Genomic DNA, 15,208 nt, shown 5'->3' on the forward strand with positions numbered 1-15,208 from the left:
ATAAGGACTCGTGAGTGGTACGGCCGGTTCTAACCGGCCGTACCACTCACGACCTCCAGCGCAGGGGCAGGTGCGTGACGCCGTTGATGAAGTTGGACGTCAGCCGTCGCGGGGTCCCGTCCAGCTCGGCCTGTGGCAGCATCCGCAGGAACTCGCGGAAGAAGATCCGCAGCTGCAGCCGCCCGAAATGGGCGCCGAGGCACAGATGCGGCCCCTGCCCGAACGCCAGATGCTCGTTCGGCGACCTGCCCACGTCGAACCGGAACGGATCCTCGAACACGCGCTCGTCGAAATGCGCGGACACGTGATAGACGACCACCTTGTCCCCCGCCGCGATCCGCTGCCCGGCCAGCTCGACGTCCCTCGTCGCCGTACGCCGGAAGCTCAGCACCGGCGGATGCCACCGCAACATCTCCTCCACAGCCGTATCCAGCAAAGAAGGATCCTCGCGTAACCGCCGGTATTCGCCAGGATTTTCGACCAGCGCGAGCACGCCGCCGGGCAGAGCGCTACGCACGGTGTCATTGCCCGCGATCACGACCAGGAAGAAGAACATCTCCAGCTCGGCGTCGTCGAGCGCACGCCCGTCGACCGACGCCTGGACGAGCGCGGTCATCAGGTCATCCGCGGGCTTCACCCGTTTGGCCGCAGCGAGTTCCTGGGCATAGGCGAACATGTCCCGCAACGCGGCGGGCGAGCGCGGGTTGACCGGCTTGCCGTCGGCGTCACGGAGAGTCTCGGCGTGCTCGGGGTCCTGGTAGCCGATGACCCGGTTGGTCCACTTCAGCAGCAACGCGCGATCCTCGATGGGAACGCCCAGCAAATCGGCCAGATTCAGCAGCGGGAAGTCGTCGGTCACCTCGGCGGGGAGGTCGCACGCGCCGCGGTCCGCGACGGCGCCGATGAGCGCGCGGGCCCGCTCGGCGATCTGCCTGGCCGAGCGTTCCAGCCTGCGCCGGGTGAACACCGCCGAGACCAGCTTGCGCAAACGGTTGTGTTCCGGCGGATCCATGTTGAGAATCATCCGGCGGATGAACGCGAGGTCGTCCGGCTCGGGATCGCGGATCTGGGTCGCGCCGAGCGAGGACGAGAACAGCTCGGGACTGCGCAGCACGTGCTTCACGTCGGCATGCCTGGTGACCGCCCAGAATCCGGGTCCGGCAGGCCAGTCGTCCACCTCGTGCTCGTCCTGCCAGGCCACCGGCGCCCGGTCGCGCAGCAGCCGGAACGCCTCGTGCGGCACGCCTCGGGAAAACACCCGTGGATCGAAGACGTCGACCGTCTTGACACCGGCCTGGTCACTGCCTTTACTGAGCGACACCTTTATCAACCGTCCATTCGGTCAGTCAGTTCAAGCGCGAACGCAGTGGAGCGCCCATGTCCAGCAACGCCGCCGAAACGATGTTCGGCGACGACGCCGCGACCCGATCGCTCGGCATCGAACTCCTCGAATTCGGCGACGGCCACGCCGTCGCCAGGATGCGCGTGACCGACCCGATGGTCAACGGACACGCCATCGCGCACGGCGGCTATGTCTTCCTGCTGGCCGACACCGCGTTCGCCTACGCGTGCAACAGCCGGGGCCCGGTCACCGTCGCGGCAGGCGCCGAGATCTCCTTCATCGCCGCGGCCAAGGCAGGCGACGAGCTGATCGCGACGGCCGAGGAGCGCACCCGCTTCGGCCGCAACGGCATCTACGACGTCACGGTGCGCCGCGGGGACACCGTGATCGCGGAATTCCGCGGCCGCAGCCGCGCCATCGGCCGTCAAGAGGACGAAAAATGACCGACACCGCCGAGAAGCTGAATCCGGACGAGCTCCGCGCGCTGCAGCTCACGCGTCTACAGTGGACGCTGCGGCACGCGTACGCGAACGTTCCCTTCTACACCAAGAAGTTCGACGAAGCGGGCGTGCGTCCCGAGGACTGCCGCGCGCTCGAAGACCTGGCGAAGTTCCCGTTCACCACGAAGCACGACCTGCGTGACAATTACCCGTTCGGCATGTTCGCCGTGCCCCAGGACCAGGTCCGCCGCATCCACGCCTCCAGCGGCACGACCGGCAAGCCGACCGTCGTCGGCTACACCGAGCAGGACATCGACACCTGGGCGACGGTCGTCGCCAGGTCGATCCGCGCGGCGGGCGGGCGACCGGGGCACAAGGTGCACGTCGCGTACGGGTACGGCCTGTTCACCGGCGGGCTCGGCGCGCACTACGGCGCGGAAAAGCTCGGCTGCACGGTGATCCCCGCGTCCGGCGGGATGACCAGCCGCCAGGTGCAGATCATCACGGACTTCGCGCCGGAGATCATCATGGTCACCCCGACGTACATGCTGACACTGCTCGACGAGTTCGAGCGCCAGGGCATCGACCCGCGCGCGAGCTCGCTCAAGGTCGGCATCTTCGGCGCGGAGCCGTGGACCGAGCAGATGCGCGCCGAGATCGAGGAACGCGCCGGCATCGACGCCGTCGACATCTACGGGCTGTCCGAGGTGATGGGCCCCGGTGTCGCGCAGGAATGCGTCGAGACCAAGGACGGGCTGCACATCTGGGAGGACCACTTCTACCCCGAGGTGATCGACCCGTTCACCGAGCAGGTCCAGGCCAGTGGGGAGAGCGGCGAGCTGCTGTTCACCTCGCTGACCAAGGAGGCGCTGCCGATCATCCGCTACCGCACCCGCGACCTGACGCGGCTGCTGCCGGGCACGGCGCGGCCGTCGTTCCGCCGGATGGAAAAGGTCACCGGCCGCACCGACGACATGATCATCCTGCGCGGTGTCAACGTCTTCCCCACACAGATCGAGGAGATCGTGCTGCGCACCGAAGGACTGGCCCCGCATTTCCAGCTGGTCCGCACCACGCGCGGCCGGATGGACCACCTGACCGTCCACGTCGAGGCCCGCTCGGACACCTCGGCCGACCGGCGCGCCGCGGCGGCGGCGGAACTGATCGCGGGCGTAAAGGACGGTGTCGGCGTCACCGTCGAGGTCGAGGTCTTCGATCCCGAGACGCTCGAACGCTCGCTCGGCAAGATGCGCCGTGTGCTGGACCAGCGGGAAGGCAGATGACGACCACACCAGGTTCACCGGCCCGGCGCGGCAGGCCGGGTTACGACCTCGAATCACTGCTCCAGGTGGCCGTCAGGCTGTTCAACGAGCGCGGGTACGACGGCACCAGCATGGAGGACCTCTCCCGCAAGCTCGGTATCACGAAATCCGCGATCTACCACCATGTTCCGAGCAAGCAGGAGCTGCTGCGGCTCGCCGTGGACCGCGCGCTCGGGGGCCTGTTCGCGGTCGCGCAGGAGACCGAGAACATCGAGGGCAGGGCGATCGACCGGCTGGAACATCTGGTCCGCGGCAGCGTGCTGGTGCTCGTCGAGCAACTGCCGTTCGTGACGCTGCTGCTGCGCGTGCGCGGCAACACCAAGGTCGAGCGCGCCGCGCTGGCCAGGCGGCGCGAGTTCGACCGGATCGTCACCGAGCTGGTCAAGCAGGCCGAGACCGAGGGCGACGTGCGCCCGGACATCGACCCCGCGGTGACCAGCAGGCTGCTGTTCGGCATGGTCAACTCGCTCACCGAGTGGTACCGGCCGCGCCGTGGCTCCTCGCCGGCCGAACTCGCCGACGCGGTCAGCAAGATCGCCTTCGACGGCCTGCGCCTGCCGTCTTAGTGGTTGCCCACTCAGCCCGCGTCGGCCTGAGGCGGCTGCCGCGCCTGCCACAGCAAGGCTTCGCGGAGCCGGAGGATGAGTTCCTCGTCGTCGGCCTCGGACGGGTCGACGCCCAGCGGCAGCCAGGTTTCGCAGACCTTCACGCCATGGTCGTAGTTCGTGATGAGGACACCGGCGTAAGTCAGCTCGTCGCCGGTCGCGTCGAGGCATACCTTGCGATGCTGCAAGGTGACCGACACCCAGCGCTCGCGCCGCTGCCCGGCCTCGTCACCGGAATCATTCATCTGTTCCTACCCCAAGGCGCGCCAAGACGGCTCGAACGTGTCGTCGCGCGGAGGAGTCTGGAGGTTACTCACGAGTTGTACCGGTTCTATAACGCCCCTGGATCCAGCCTGAGCAGCGGAGTTATGAACTCACGGGCGAAATCCCGTGCCGCGGCCGGTTCGTTCACGGGGATGATCCCCTGTGGCGTCAGTGCCAGCGACAACGCGAGCCGCGCGAGGATTTCGGCGGGCGGCTCGGGGTCGAACGCCGCCACCTTCCCCTGCCGCTGGAGCCTGGTGATCGTTTCGGCCAGATAGTCGCGCCCGAGCGCCAGAAACGGGCCTGCCTGGGTCGTCAGGAGCGGCAGCGTCACCTCGGGCTCGGTGGCGAGCAGCCGAGCCAGCAGCCGGTTACGCGTCAATCCGTCCGCGAACGCGACGAAGCCCTCGACGACCTGCTCGACCGCGCTCGCGTCGTGGTCGACACTGCGGTCGACGGCCTCGACGAACCGCCGCGCCTCACGGATGGCGACCGCCTCGACGAGCTGGCTCTTCTGCGCGAAGCGGCGATACAGCGTGGCCGGGCTCAGGCTCGACCGCTTGGCGACCTCGTTCATGCTGGTACGCCGGATGCCGAAGTCCAGGAACGCGGCCAGCGCGCCGTCGAGGATCCGGCCGTGGTCGGCGTCGTCCGGTACCGCGCGCAGGATCCGCTGGAGCAAGGTCACCCGGCCAGCCTCGCACGGCGTTTGGCGTCGTAGGCGATGCGGTACAACCCGATCCGGCCAGGCACCCGTGGCCCGACCACGCGCACGGCCTTCGCCAGGCGGTCGAACCGGTTCTGGTCCGTGACCGTCCAGCTCAGGCCCCACCGTTCCCGGAGCGCCACCGGCAGCAGGCCGACCGTGGCGGTGCGCTGGACCGAGCCGCCGAGTGGCTTGACCAGGTTCCACACCGGCGAAGGGACCAACCGGTGCGGCGGCCCGACGTCGGCCATGGACAGCGCGTGCAGGACATCGCGCACGCTTTGGTTGTCCTCCAAGCGGTTCTCGACCACGTCGTCGAAGTACTCGCGGAAGCCTTCGACCGTCTCGGGCATGCGGTCGGCCTTGATGCCCAGCACTTCCCCGAGCTGACGCCATTCGCGGTAGAGCGTGCGCTGGTCGGCGTCGCCGAGCGGGACGCCGAAGTGGCGTTCCAGGTCGACGAAACCCTGGAACAGGGTGGCGTGGACCCACCAGTACGCCTCCTGCGAGAGCGCGTGATAGCGCCTGCCCCGGTTGTCCACACCCTTGATCGACTTGTGGAGTTCTCGCAGCCTGGCAGCCTCGTCGAGCGCGGCCTGCCCGCCGTAGATGGTGGTGAGCAGCGAGGTCATGGTGCGGTCGAGACGCTCCCACGGCTCGGCTTTGAAGTTCGAGTGCTCGAGCACTCCGGCGCCGACGACGGGGTGTCCCACCTGCAGCAGCAGTCCGTAGCCCCCGGCAAGCAGCGCGCGGCGCTCGCCGCCGATCCGCCAGGCGACCGAACCGGGACCGAGTGGTTTACGGGTGATTCCGACGTCCATGCCGTGCCTCCCGTGAGAGAAAGAGAGCACTTTTCTATCACTGCTTTTGACATTCCGTCAATAGCTTGTTGACAGACCGCCGACGGATCACGACGCTGGAACCATGACCACGGTGACGAGGCGGCGCAGGCTGGAGCCGGAAGCACGGCGGGCCGAGATACTCGCCGCCGCCCGCAAGCTGTTCGACGCCGGCACCTACGCGTCGGTGTCCACTTCGGACATCGCGAAGGCGGCGGGCGTGGCGCGGCCGCTGATCAACCACTACTTCGGCGGCAAGCGCGAGCTGTACCTGGAGGTGCTCCGGCAGATCATGGTGGTGCCCGCGCCGGTCACCGAGAGCCTGCCGAAGACCACCATGGAACACCGGCTGGAGATCAGCGTCGACCGCTGGCTCGACGTGGTCGAGCGCAACAAGCGCACCTGGCTGACCGCGATCGGCCCCGAGGCGATCGGGCATGACCCCGACATCGAGCGGATCATGCTGGAGGCGGACGAGATCGCCGCCGACCACGTGCTCGAAGCCGCGCTGATGCACGAGATCACCGAGTGCCGCGAGCAGCTGCGCGCGATGATCCGTTCCTTCGGCAGCATGCTCCGCGCGGCGTCACGCGAGTGGCTTATCCGCGGCACCCTGGACCGCGACGCGCTTCGTACCTTCCTGCTCAGCTCGCTCCTGCACCTGCTGAAGGTCACCTACCCTGCCGTCCTCGACCAGCGAACCGCCGCACGTACGCGGCCGGAGTGACGCCCTTCCAGCGCTTGAACGCGTAAATGAAGCTCGACGCTTCCGCGTACCCGAGCCGGATGGCGACATCTTCGACGCTGAGCGCGCCGGTGCCGAGCATCTCCTCGGCGAGCGTTTGGCGCACCTCGTCGACCAGCGCCCGATAGCTGGTCCCGGCCTCGGTCAGCCTGCGCCGTAACGTCCGCGCGCTCAGGTTGAGCTCGCGCGCGACGGTGTCCATGCCCGCGTCCGCTCCCCCGACCCTGATCAGCCGTTCCCGCACGTCCTGGGAGACACCGGTCCGCTCCCGCTTGCGCGCGACGAGTTCGCGGCACTGCGCCTCGCAGATCGCGACCGTGTGCTCATTGGCCTGCGGCAGCGGATGATCGAGATACGCCAGGTCCAAAGTGGCCATGTTCGCGTCGGCCCCGAACCGCGGCCCGACCCCGAATACGTCCACATAGGACTCCACGGTCCCGGGTGCACCGTGCCGCCAGCTGAGAGTTCGCAGCTTCACGCTGGGCAGCAGGTCCCGCATGACGGTGTAGATGGCCGAAAGATCCCTCAGCGCGAGGAACCGCGCGACATCGCCCGGCACGCGTTCGTCGTTGAGCGTCAACGAGATCGTCTCGCCGTCGACGGCGACATGCGGGATACAGAAGGTGAAACTGAGGTCGAGGTACCGCAACGCGAACGCCATCGCGTCCCGCAAGGTCGGGCTGCTGATGCACGCGAACCCGAAGATCCCGAACGTCGTCACGTGATACCGCCGCCCGAGCGCGAGCGCGACCGTGTCCTCGTCGCCGAGCCGCCCCGCCACGTTCCGGATGACGGCCAGCTCCTGCCGCGCGTCGACCTGCACCGCCGGATCGAGCAGCTGCGCCGGCGTGAGCGCGGTACCCCGCAGCACCTCGTCGGGCCCCATGCCCCGCTCGGCCGCGAACTGGCTGATCAGCAGAATGCTCGCCGCGCTCCGGGGAAAGTCCCAGTCACGGACCGCGGGCACGGCGATTTCAGCCATGGCTGAATTATGGATCGCGCCGCCCGAACTCGCCAAAACTGTCGGTCCCCCTCCGTACCGTGGGGACCATGAGCGAAGCCATCCGCCCGTTCCGCATCGACATCCCGCAGTCCGAGCTCGACGACCTGAACGATCGACTGGCCAAGACCCGCTGGCCGGACGAGCTGCCCGGTGTCGGCTGGAGCTATGGCATCCCGGTGAGCTATGTCAAGGAGCTCGCCGAGTACTGGCGCACGTCCTACGACTGGCGCGCAGCCGAAGAGCTGCTCAACCGCTTTCCCCAGTTCACCACCACGATCGACGGGCAGAACGTGCACTTCCTGCACGTCAGGTCGCCGGACGAGAACGCCATGCCGCTGATCCTCACGCACGGCTGGCCCGGCTCGATCGTCGAGTTCCTCGACATCATCGAGCCGCTGACCGAGCCGGAGTCCGGGCAGGCGTTCCACCTGGTGATCCCGTCGATCCCCGGCTTCGGCTTCTCCGGGCCGACCACCGAAACCGGCTGGGGCGTCCCCCGCATCGCGCGGGCGTGGGCGGAGCTGATGCGCCGCCTCGGCTACGAGCGGTACGCGGCGCAGGGCGGCGACTGGGGTTCCGGCATCTCCCGCGCGCTCGGCGCGCTGGCGCCGGAGAACGTCATCGGCGTGCACGTCAACATGCTCTTCAGCTTCGGGAAACCCGAGTCCGAAGAGGAAAAGGCGGCGCTGGCGAAGAACGAGCGCTACACGCGCGAGCTCGCCGGGTACATGCAGCTGCAGTCCACGCGCCCGCAGACGCATGGCTTCGGGCTGGCGGATTCGCCGGTCGGGCAGCTCGCGTGGATCGTCGAGCGGTTCAAGGACTGGACGGACTCCCAGGACCGCCCGGAGGACGCCGTCGACCGCGATCGCATGCTCACCAATGTGATGCTCTACTGGCTGACCAACACCGCCGCGTCCTCCTCGCGCATCTACAAGGAGGCCGTGCCGACCTACGGGCAGCCGATCCACGTGAAGGTGCCGGTCGGCGTCGCCGCCTTCGAGCACGACATCGCGCACCCGGTCCGGCGCATGGCCGAGCAGACCGACAACATCGTCCACTGGTCGGAGTTCGAGCGCGGCGGTCACTTCGCGGCGATGGAACAGCCCGCCGTGCTCGTCGAAGACATGCGTAAGTTCTTCAGCCAGCTGACCTGAGGGAGGAAAGGGTGACTGAGCGACTCAGCCGCCGCGCGCTCAACCGGGCGACGCTGGAGCGGCAACTGCTGCTGCGCCGCGCCAAGATGAGCGCGCTCGAAGCCATCGAACACCTCGGCGGCCTGCAAGCCCAGGCACCCTTCCCGCCCTACTACGCGTTGTGGACCCGGCTCCAGGGCTTCAAGCAGGAGGAACTCGCGCGGCTGCTGCTGGACCGCGAGGTCGTCAGGATCGCGTTGATGCGTGGCACGGTCCACCTGGTCACCGCGGCCGACGCGCTGGCGTGGCGCCCGCTGCTCCAAGGCATCTACGACCGCGACCTCGAACGCAATACCCAGCACGCGTCGCAGTTGAAGGACATCGACCACGACCAGCTGGCCAAGACGGCCCGCGACCTGCTCACCGAGCGCCCCCACTCCACGACCGAGCTGGGCGCCGCGCTGGCCACCCACTGGCCGGACCGCGTCCCGGCTTCGCTGACGCATGGCTCCCGCGGCCTGCTCCCCCTGATCCAGATCCCTCCCCGCGGCATCTGGGGCAAATCCGGCCAGACCACGTACGTCACCGCCGAAGACTGGCTGGGCCGCCCCCTCGATGCCCAGGCGAAGCCGGCCCAGCTGATCTTGCGCTACCTGGCCGCCTTCGGCCCCGCGACCGTGATGGACGTCCAAACCTGGGCAGGCATCACCCGCCTCGGCGAGATCGCCGAAACCCTCGAACTGCGCAAGTACCGCGACGAAGACGGCCGCGAACTGCTCGACCTCCCGCACGCCACGGTCCCCGATCCCGACACCCCGGCGCCCCCGCGCCTGCTCGGCCCGTTCGACCAGACCCTGCTCTCCTACGCCGACCGCACCAGGGTCATCAGCGATCCCTACCGCAAGCGCATGATCACCCAGAACGGCCTCGTCAAAGGCGCGCTCCTCGCCAACGGCCAAGTCAAAGGCTGGTGGGAGACCAAGAAGTCCACGATCATCCTCACCCCCTTCGAAAAGCTCCCCAAGCGCGACCTGGCCGCCCTCGAAAGCGCCGCCGACCGCCTCATCCGCTGGGCCGAGCCCCAAGCCGAAACCCACACCGTCCAAGTCATCACCGACCCAGGGTCGTGAGTGGCACGGCCGGTTCTAACCGGCCAAAACACTCACGACCCCCGCGCCTGCCGGTGGCCGGAAATCTCGATTCGGTGGCCTCGGGGGCACTTCCGGCGAGGGCGACCGATGGGTAGCTTCGGGGGATGGCTTCTCCATCGATCCTGATCGTCGGGTCCGGCTTCGGCGGTATCGGCACCGCGATCGAGCTGCGGCGCGCCGGTTTCACGGACTTCACGATCCTCGAGCAGGCGGCCGAGGTCGGGGGCGTCTGGCGCGAGAACACCTACCCCGGCGCCGGCTGCGACATCCCGTCGCCGTTGTACTCGTTCTCGTACGAGCCGAACCCGGACTGGCCCAAGCGGTACTCGCTGCAGCCGGACATCCACGCGTACCTCAAGCGGGTCGTCGGCAAATACGGGCTCGCGAAGCACATCCGGTTCGGGACCGAGGTCACCAGCGCCACCTTCGACGAGGACACCAAGCTCTGGCGGATCGAGACCAGCACCGGGGAAACCCACGAGGCGAACGTCTTCGTGCCCGCCGTCGGCCAGCTGTCCCGGCCGGTCTGGCCGGAGATCCCCGGCAGGGAGTCGTTCGCGGGCACCAGTTTCCACTCCGCGCTGTGGAACCACGAGTGCGATCTGCGCGGCAAGAAGGTCGCCGTCATCGGGACCGGGGCGAGCGCGATCCAGTTCGTGCCGGAGATCCAGCCGCTCGCGCACACGCTGACCCTGTTCCAGCGCACCGCGCCGTACATCATGAACAAGACCGACACCCGCTACCGCCGCTGGCAGCAGCGCCTGTTCCGCGCGCTGCCGGCCACACAGCGCATCGGCAGGCTCCGCATCTGGCTGCTCGCCGAGTACGCCACCTACGCGATGACCAAGCATCCCTTGCTGGCCAAGGGTTTCGAGCTGCGCACCGAACAGCTGCGCCGCCGTCACATCAAGGATCCGGTGCTGCGCGCCAAGCTCAAGCCCCACTACGACATGGGCTGCAAGCGGATCCTGTTCACCAACGACTACCTGCCCGCGATCGCGCGGCCCAACGTGCACGTCGAGACCGCGAAGATCACCGAAATCACGGAACGCGGCATCCGCACCGAAGACGGCGCCGAGCACGAGGCCGACGTGATCATCTACGGCACCGGATTCGCCGCGACCGACTTCCTCGGCAAGCTCAAGGTCCACGGCCTCGGCGGCCGGTCACTCTCGGACAGCTGGGCAGGCGGAGCGCGGGCGTACCTGGGGATGACCGTGCCGGGCTTCCCGAACCTGTTCTGCGTGTACGGGCCCAACACCAACCTCGGCGCCGGGTCCATCATCTACATGATCGAACGCCAAGCCCGCTACATCCGCCAGGCCGTCGAGCACATCGCCAGGCCTGATGTGTCCTATGTGGACGTCAAGCCCGACGTCGAAGAGCGCTACGACACCGAAGTCCAGCAACGCCTGGCCCGCAGCGTGTGGACGAAGTGCGCCAGCTGGTACCGCCAGGACGACGGCAGGGTGACGACGAACTGGCCAGGCCTCGTCTCCGAATACGACCGCCGGACCCGCAAACTCGACCTGCTCGACTACGAGACCAGCGCCTGACGAACAGGCCGGACGCTGACCCTCGCAGGCAGCGTCCGGCCAAAGCCCAAGAGCCCGAGGACTTAAGGCAGCGTCGCCAGGTTCGCGCTCACCGAGTTGGCGAACGCGTAGCCGTTCGAGGCGTCCCAGTTGATCGACCAGGTCATCGCGCCCCTGATCGCCGGGTACGTCGTCGAGGGCTTGAAGCCGCCGCAGCCGGTCCCCTTGGCCAGGCAGTTCAGCGCCGCGTTGACGTTCGAGGGCGACTGGTAGCCGCCACCCGCGGCCGAGCCCGAGGCGGGCAGGCCGAGCCCGACCTGGTCGGCGCGCAGGCCGCCCTGGAGCTGGATGCAGGCCAGCGCCGTCAGGAAGTCGATCGAACCCTGCGAGTAGACTTTCTGGTCACAGCCGAGCATGCTGCCGCTGTTGTAGTACTGCATGTTGACGATCGTCAGGATGTCCTTGATGTTCAGCGCCAGCTTGAAGTACTCGGCGCCGGTCGACTGCATGTCGATCGTCTGCGGCGCCATCGTGATGATCTTCCCGCCGCCGTTGTAGATGCTGCGCAGCGCCTGGCCCATGTACGTCGAGTTGACGCCGTTCTCGAGGTCGATGTCGACGCCGTCGAAGCCGTAGGACGAGATCAGCGACTTGATGCTGTTCGCGAAGTTGTTGGCCGAGTTCGAGTCGTTGACGCTGATCGTGCCGTTCTGGCCGCCGACCGAGATGATGACCTTCTGGCCGCGCCCCTGCACCGTCTTGATGTCGGCCTTGAACTGGGCGTCCGTGTAGCCGCCGAGCTTGCTCGCCAGACCGGGGTCGAGGGTGAAGCTGACCGCGCCGGGCGTGGTGGTCGCGTCCGCGAAGGACACGGCGATGATGTTGTACGACTTCGGGACGTCGGCGATCTTCAAGGCCTTGGCGCCGTTGTCGAAGTTGTGCCAGTACCCGGTGAGCACGTGCTTCGGGAGCGTGCCGTCGCCAGGCGGGTTGCTGGTGGTGGTCGTCGGCGGGTTGCTGGACGAGGTGGTCGGCGACGAGGTCGTGGGCGTCGTCGGCGTGGTGGTCGGGGTGCCGCCGGGACCGTCGAGGCTCACGTCATCCGCGAAGTACGCGGGCTGGCCGTACCAGCCGTGCAGGTAGATGGTGACGCTGCTTGTCGACGCGCCGGTCTTGAACTTCAGCGAGAGCTGCGTCCACGAGCCGCTGGTGGGCGTCCAGGTGCTGGTGTCGGTCGTCCCGGTGCCGGTGACGCCGAGGTAGGTGTACGAGCCCTGCACCCAGGCGCTGAGCGTGTACTCCGTGCTCGCCTTGACCGAAACCGGCTGGGAGCACTGGGCCTTGTCCTGACCGGCGGGCGCCGCGGTCAGCGCGCCCGAGCCGCTGTGCACGGGACTGCTCACCAGGCTCGCGCCGCCGGTGCAGGACCAGCCGCTCAGCGAGCCGACTTCGAATCCGGGGTTGGTCAGCAGGTTGGCCGCGGAGGCGTTGCCGGTCAGTGCCAGCGTCAACCCCAGGCAGAGCGCTAGCGAGGAGAACAAAGCTATGAGCGCGTGTTTCATCTTGAGCACGGCGGACCTCCACGACGACGGGGTGGTGCCCACTCAAAATGGACTAGACCAATCTGATCGGTCAAGGAGGTGTCGGAGAGGGGCCATCCGAATGTCGGGAACCCGACAACGGCAGAATGGCGAGCCGGAACACCGATGCGGATCAGGAGCGTGGCAGTGGCTTTGCAAACGGTCGAGCAGAAGATCGCCGAGGAACTCGGTGTACGCGAGGGGCAGGTCAAAGCGGCCGTCGACCTCCTCGACGGCGGATCGACCGTGCCGTTCATCGCGCGGTACCGCAAGGAAGCCACCGGCATGCTGGACGACACCCAGCTCCGCACGCTGGAGGAGCGGCTCCGCTACCTGCGGGAACTCGCCGAGCGGCGGGTCGCGGTGCTCGAGTCGATCCGCAGCCAGGGCAAGCTCGACGAGACGCTCGAAGCGCAGATCATGGCGGCGGACACCAAGTCGCGCCTGGAAGACATCTACCTGCCCTACAAGCCGAAGCGCCGCACCAAGGCGATGATCGCCCGCGAGGCCGGGCTGGAGCCGCTGGCCGACGGCCTGCTCAGCAACCCGGACACCGACCCGCACGCCGCCGCCGCGGTGTTCGTCGACGCCGACAAGGGCGTCGCGGACGCGCAGGCCGCGTTGGACGGCGCTCGCGCGATCCTGGTCGAGCGCTTCGCCGAAGACGCCGACCTGATCGGTGAGCTCCGCGAGAAGATGTGGTCGCAGGGCCGTCTCGCGTCGAAGGTCCGCGAGGGCAAGGCCGAAGAGGGCGCCAAGTTCTCCGACTACTTCGAGTTCGACGAGCCGTTCACGAAGATGCCGTCGCACCGGATCCTCGCGATGTTCCGCGGCGAGAAGGAAGAGGTGCTCGACCTGACCGTCGAGCCAGAGGAGCCGTCCGACGAGCCGCGCGTCGGCCCGTCCGACTACGAGACCCGCATCGCGCAGAAGTTCGGCATCGCCGCCAAGGGCCGTCCCGGCGACAAGTGGCTCACCGACACCGTCCGCTGGGCGTGGCGCACCAAGATCCTCGTGCACCTGGGCATCGACCTGCGGATGAAGCTGCGTCAGTCCGCCGAGGACGAGGCCGTGCGCGTGTTCGCCGCCAACCTGCGCGACCTGCTGCTCGCGGCGCCCGCCGGCACCCGCGCGACGCTGGGCCTCGACCCCGGCTTCCGTACCGGCGTGAAGGTCGCGGTCGTCGACGACACCGGCAAGGTGGTCGACACGGGTGTCATCTACCCGCACGTCCCGGCGAACAAGTGGAACGAGTCGCTCGCCACACTCGCCAAGATGTGCGCGACGCACAAGGTCGACCTGATCGCCATCGGCAACGGCACCGCGTCCCGCGAGACCGACAAGCTGGCAGGCGAGCTGATCAAGAAGTTCCCCGACCTGAAGCTGACCAAGGCGGTCGTGTCCGAAGCGGGCGCGTCGGTGTACTCGGCGTCGGCGTTCGCCTCGCAGGAACTCCCCGGCATGGACGTGTCGCTGCGTGGCGCCGTCTCGATCGCTCGGCGCTTGCAGGACCCGCTGGCCGAGCTGGTGAAGATCGACCCGAAGTCGATCGGTGTCGGCCAGTACCAGCACGACCTGTCCGAGGTCTCGCTCTCGCGCTCGCTCGACGCGGTCGTCGAAGACTGTGTGAACGCGGTCGGCGTCGACGTGAACACGGCCTCCGCGCCGCTGCTCACCCGGGTCTCGGGCATCACGACCGGACTGGCCGAGAACATCGTCAGCCACCGCGACCAGCATGGCCCGTTCCGCTCGCGGCTGGCGCTGAAAGAGGTCGCGCGCCTCGGCCCGAAGGCGTTCGAACAGTGCGCGGGCTTCCTCCGCATTCCCGACGGCGACGACCCGCTCGACTCGTCCTCGGTGCACCCCGAGGCCTACCCGGTGGTCCGGCGGATCCTGACCACCACCGGCAAGGACATCCGCTCGCTCATCGGCAACACGCGTGAGCTGCAGTCGCTCAAGCCGCAGGACTTCGTCGACGAGACGTTCGGTCTCCCGACGGTCACCGACATCCTGGCCGAGCTCGACAAGCCGGGCCGCGACCCGCGCCCGGCGTTCAAGACCGCGGTGTTCGCGGACGGCGTCGAGAAGATCTCGGACCTCAAGCCCGGTATGCGGCTCGAAGGCGTGGTCACGAACGTGGCCGCGTTCGGCGCGTTCATCGACGTCGGCGTGCACCAGGACGGCCTCGCGCACGTCTCGGCGCTGTCCAAGAACTTCGTGAAGGACCCGCGCGAGGTCGTCAAGCCCGGCGACATCGTCAAGGTCAAGGTCCTCGAGGTCGACATCCCGCGCAAGCGCATCTCGCTGACGCTGCGCCTCGACGACGAGCCCGGCCAGTCGCAGCCTCAGGACCGCCGTGGCGGCGGGGGTCAGCAGCGTCAGGGCGGCCAGGGCCAGGGCGGCGGCCAGCGCAAGGGCCAGCAGCAACCGCGTGGCGGCGGCAACCGTGACCGCGCACCCCAGGGCGGCGCGCTCGCGGACGCGCTCCGCAAGGCGGGCTACGGCAAGTAAAAGGCTCGTGAGTGGTATTGCCGGTTAGA

14 protein-coding genes are annotated in these 15,208 nt (G+C 68.1%); 8 read left to right on the forward strand and 6 right to left on the reverse strand.

From position 1 onward, the window contains the following. Window positions 1-46 precede the first annotated feature (46 nt). Window positions 47-1,321: a cytochrome P450 gene (locus tag ACFV15_RS07900; protein WP_378349436.1), complete on the reverse strand. Its 1,275-nt coding sequence runs from the start codon at window positions 1,319-1,321 to the stop codon at window positions 47-49. Between the two features lie 80 nt (window positions 1,322-1,401). Here ACFV15_RS07900 and paaI point away from each other — a divergent pair, with 80 nt between their 5' ends. From paaI to ACFV15_RS07915, 3 genes are read left to right on the forward strand one after another with little or no spacing between them, the layout of a single operon-like run. After that, a complete protein-coding gene (gene paaI / locus ACFV15_RS07905; RefSeq protein ID WP_378349511.1) occupies window positions 1,402-1,785 on the forward strand; it encodes a hydroxyphenylacetyl-CoA thioesterase PaaI in 384 nt (127 codons plus the stop codon). Continuing rightward, window positions 1,782-3,065 carry a phenylacetate--CoA ligase PaaK gene (paaK, locus tag ACFV15_RS07910; RefSeq protein ID WP_378349437.1) on the forward strand — a complete coding sequence of 428 codons (1,284 nt, stop codon included), beginning with the start codon at window positions 1,782-1,784 and terminating at the stop codon, window positions 3,063-3,065. The genes paaI and paaK overlap by 4 nt, the downstream gene beginning before the upstream one ends. Beyond that, complete coding sequence (locus tag ACFV15_RS07915; RefSeq protein WP_378349438.1) at window positions 3,062-3,670, forward strand: TetR/AcrR family transcriptional regulator; 609 nt, start codon at window positions 3,062-3,064, stop codon at window positions 3,668-3,670. The genes paaK and ACFV15_RS07915 overlap by 4 nt, the downstream gene beginning before the upstream one ends. Before the next feature lie 11 nt (window positions 3,671-3,681). On the opposite strand, the gene ACFV15_RS07920 is transcribed toward ACFV15_RS07915, so the two are convergent. The 3 genes from ACFV15_RS07920 to ACFV15_RS07930 form a co-directional block, all read right to left on the reverse strand. Beyond that, on the reverse strand, window positions 3,682-3,954 hold the full coding sequence (locus ACFV15_RS07920; RefSeq protein ID WP_378349439.1) for a hypothetical protein: 273 nt from the start codon (window positions 3,952-3,954) through the stop codon (window positions 3,682-3,684). An 86-nt stretch (window positions 3,955-4,040) separates the two neighbouring features. Next, complete coding sequence (locus tag ACFV15_RS07925; protein ID WP_378349440.1) at window positions 4,041-4,661, reverse strand: TetR/AcrR family transcriptional regulator; 621 nt, start codon at window positions 4,659-4,661, stop codon at window positions 4,041-4,043. Next, the gene (locus ACFV15_RS07930; RefSeq protein WP_378349441.1) at window positions 4,658-5,500 is read right to left on the reverse strand and encodes an oxygenase MpaB family protein; all 843 of its coding nucleotides are present in this window, start codon (window positions 5,498-5,500) and stop codon (window positions 4,658-4,660) included. Before ACFV15_RS07930 ends, ACFV15_RS07925 begins: the two co-directional genes overlap by 4 nt. A 103-nt stretch (window positions 5,501-5,603) precedes the next feature. Between ACFV15_RS07930 and ACFV15_RS07935 the strand changes: the two genes are divergently transcribed. After that, entirely contained in the window at window positions 5,604-6,245 is a 642-nt protein-coding gene (locus tag ACFV15_RS07935) for a TetR/AcrR family transcriptional regulator (protein ID WP_378349442.1), read from the forward strand. Here ACFV15_RS07935 and ACFV15_RS07940 read toward each other — a convergent pair. After that, entirely contained in the window at window positions 6,190-7,245 is a 1,056-nt protein-coding gene (locus ACFV15_RS07940; RefSeq protein ID WP_378349443.1) for an AraC family transcriptional regulator, read from the reverse strand. The genes ACFV15_RS07935 and ACFV15_RS07940 overlap by 56 nt on opposite strands. 68 nt (window positions 7,246-7,313) lie before the next feature. Between ACFV15_RS07940 and ACFV15_RS07945 the strand changes: the two genes are divergently transcribed. From ACFV15_RS07945 to ACFV15_RS07955, 3 genes are all read left to right on the forward strand, one after another. Then, on the forward strand, window positions 7,314-8,423 hold the full coding sequence (locus tag ACFV15_RS07945) for an epoxide hydrolase family protein (protein WP_378349444.1): 1,110 nt from the start codon (window positions 7,314-7,316) through the stop codon (window positions 8,421-8,423). An 11-nt stretch (window positions 8,424-8,434) separates the two neighbouring features. Continuing rightward, complete coding sequence (locus tag ACFV15_RS07950) at window positions 8,435-9,532, forward strand: winged helix DNA-binding domain-containing protein (RefSeq protein WP_378349445.1); 1,098 nt, start codon at window positions 8,435-8,437, stop codon at window positions 9,530-9,532. A gap of 125 nt (window positions 9,533-9,657) precedes the next feature. Next, a complete protein-coding gene (locus ACFV15_RS07955; protein ID WP_378349446.1) occupies window positions 9,658-11,109 on the forward strand; it encodes a flavin-containing monooxygenase in 1,452 nt (483 codons plus the stop codon). Window positions 11,110-11,171: 62 nt separating this feature from the next. On the opposite strand, the gene ACFV15_RS07960 is transcribed toward ACFV15_RS07955, so the two are convergent. Next, complete coding sequence (locus ACFV15_RS07960) at window positions 11,172-12,650, reverse strand: chitinase (protein ID WP_378349512.1); 1,479 nt, start codon at window positions 12,648-12,650, stop codon at window positions 11,172-11,174. 144 nt (window positions 12,651-12,794) lie between these two features. Between ACFV15_RS07960 and ACFV15_RS07965 the strand changes: the two genes are divergently transcribed. Beyond that, window positions 12,795-15,179 (forward strand): Tex family protein, encoded by a 2,385-nt coding sequence (locus ACFV15_RS07965; protein ID WP_378349447.1) that lies wholly within the window; start codon window positions 12,795-12,797, stop codon window positions 15,177-15,179. The last annotated feature ends 29 nt before the right edge of the window (window positions 15,180-15,208 follow it).

The sequence above is a fragment of the Amycolatopsis sp. NPDC059657 genome (genome assembly GCF_042734395.1).
Classification (GTDB): domain Bacteria; phylum Actinomycetota; class Actinomycetes; order Mycobacteriales; family Pseudonocardiaceae; genus Amycolatopsis.

Excerpts from the sequence above, each read along its gene's own strand:
- paaI (WP_378349511.1), top strand. The coding sequence starts at position 1,402 with ATGTTCGGCGACGACGCCGCGACCCGATCGCTCGGCATCGAACTCCTC.
- paaK (WP_378349437.1), top strand. The coding sequence starts at position 1,782 with ATGACCGACACCGCCGAGAAGCTGAATCCGGACGAGCTCCGCGCGCTG.
- ACFV15_RS07915 (WP_378349438.1), top strand. The coding sequence starts at position 3,062 with ATGACGACCACACCAGGTTCACCGGCCCGGCGCGGCAGGCCGGGTTAC.
- ACFV15_RS07920 (WP_378349439.1), bottom strand. The coding sequence starts at position 3,954 with ATGAATGATTCCGGTGACGAGGCCGGGCAGCGGCGCGAGCGCTGGGTG.
- ACFV15_RS07930 (WP_378349441.1), bottom strand. The coding sequence starts at position 5,500 with ATGGACGTCGGAATCACCCGTAAACCACTCGGTCCCGGTTCGGTCGCC.
- ACFV15_RS07935 (WP_378349442.1), top strand. The coding sequence starts at position 5,604 with ATGACCACGGTGACGAGGCGGCGCAGGCTGGAGCCGGAAGCACGGCGG.
- ACFV15_RS07940 (WP_378349443.1), bottom strand. The coding sequence starts at position 7,245 with ATGGCTGAAATCGCCGTGCCCGCGGTCCGTGACTGGGACTTTCCCCGG.
- ACFV15_RS07945 (WP_378349444.1), top strand. The coding sequence starts at position 7,314 with ATGAGCGAAGCCATCCGCCCGTTCCGCATCGACATCCCGCAGTCCGAG.
- ACFV15_RS07955 (WP_378349446.1), top strand. The coding sequence starts at position 9,658 with ATGGCTTCTCCATCGATCCTGATCGTCGGGTCCGGCTTCGGCGGTATC.
- ACFV15_RS07960 (WP_378349512.1), bottom strand. The coding sequence starts at position 12,650 with ATGAAACACGCGCTCATAGCTTTGTTCTCCTCGCTAGCGCTCTGCCTG.
- ACFV15_RS07965 (WP_378349447.1), top strand. The coding sequence starts at position 12,795 with ATGCGGATCAGGAGCGTGGCAGTGGCTTTGCAAACGGTCGAGCAGAAG.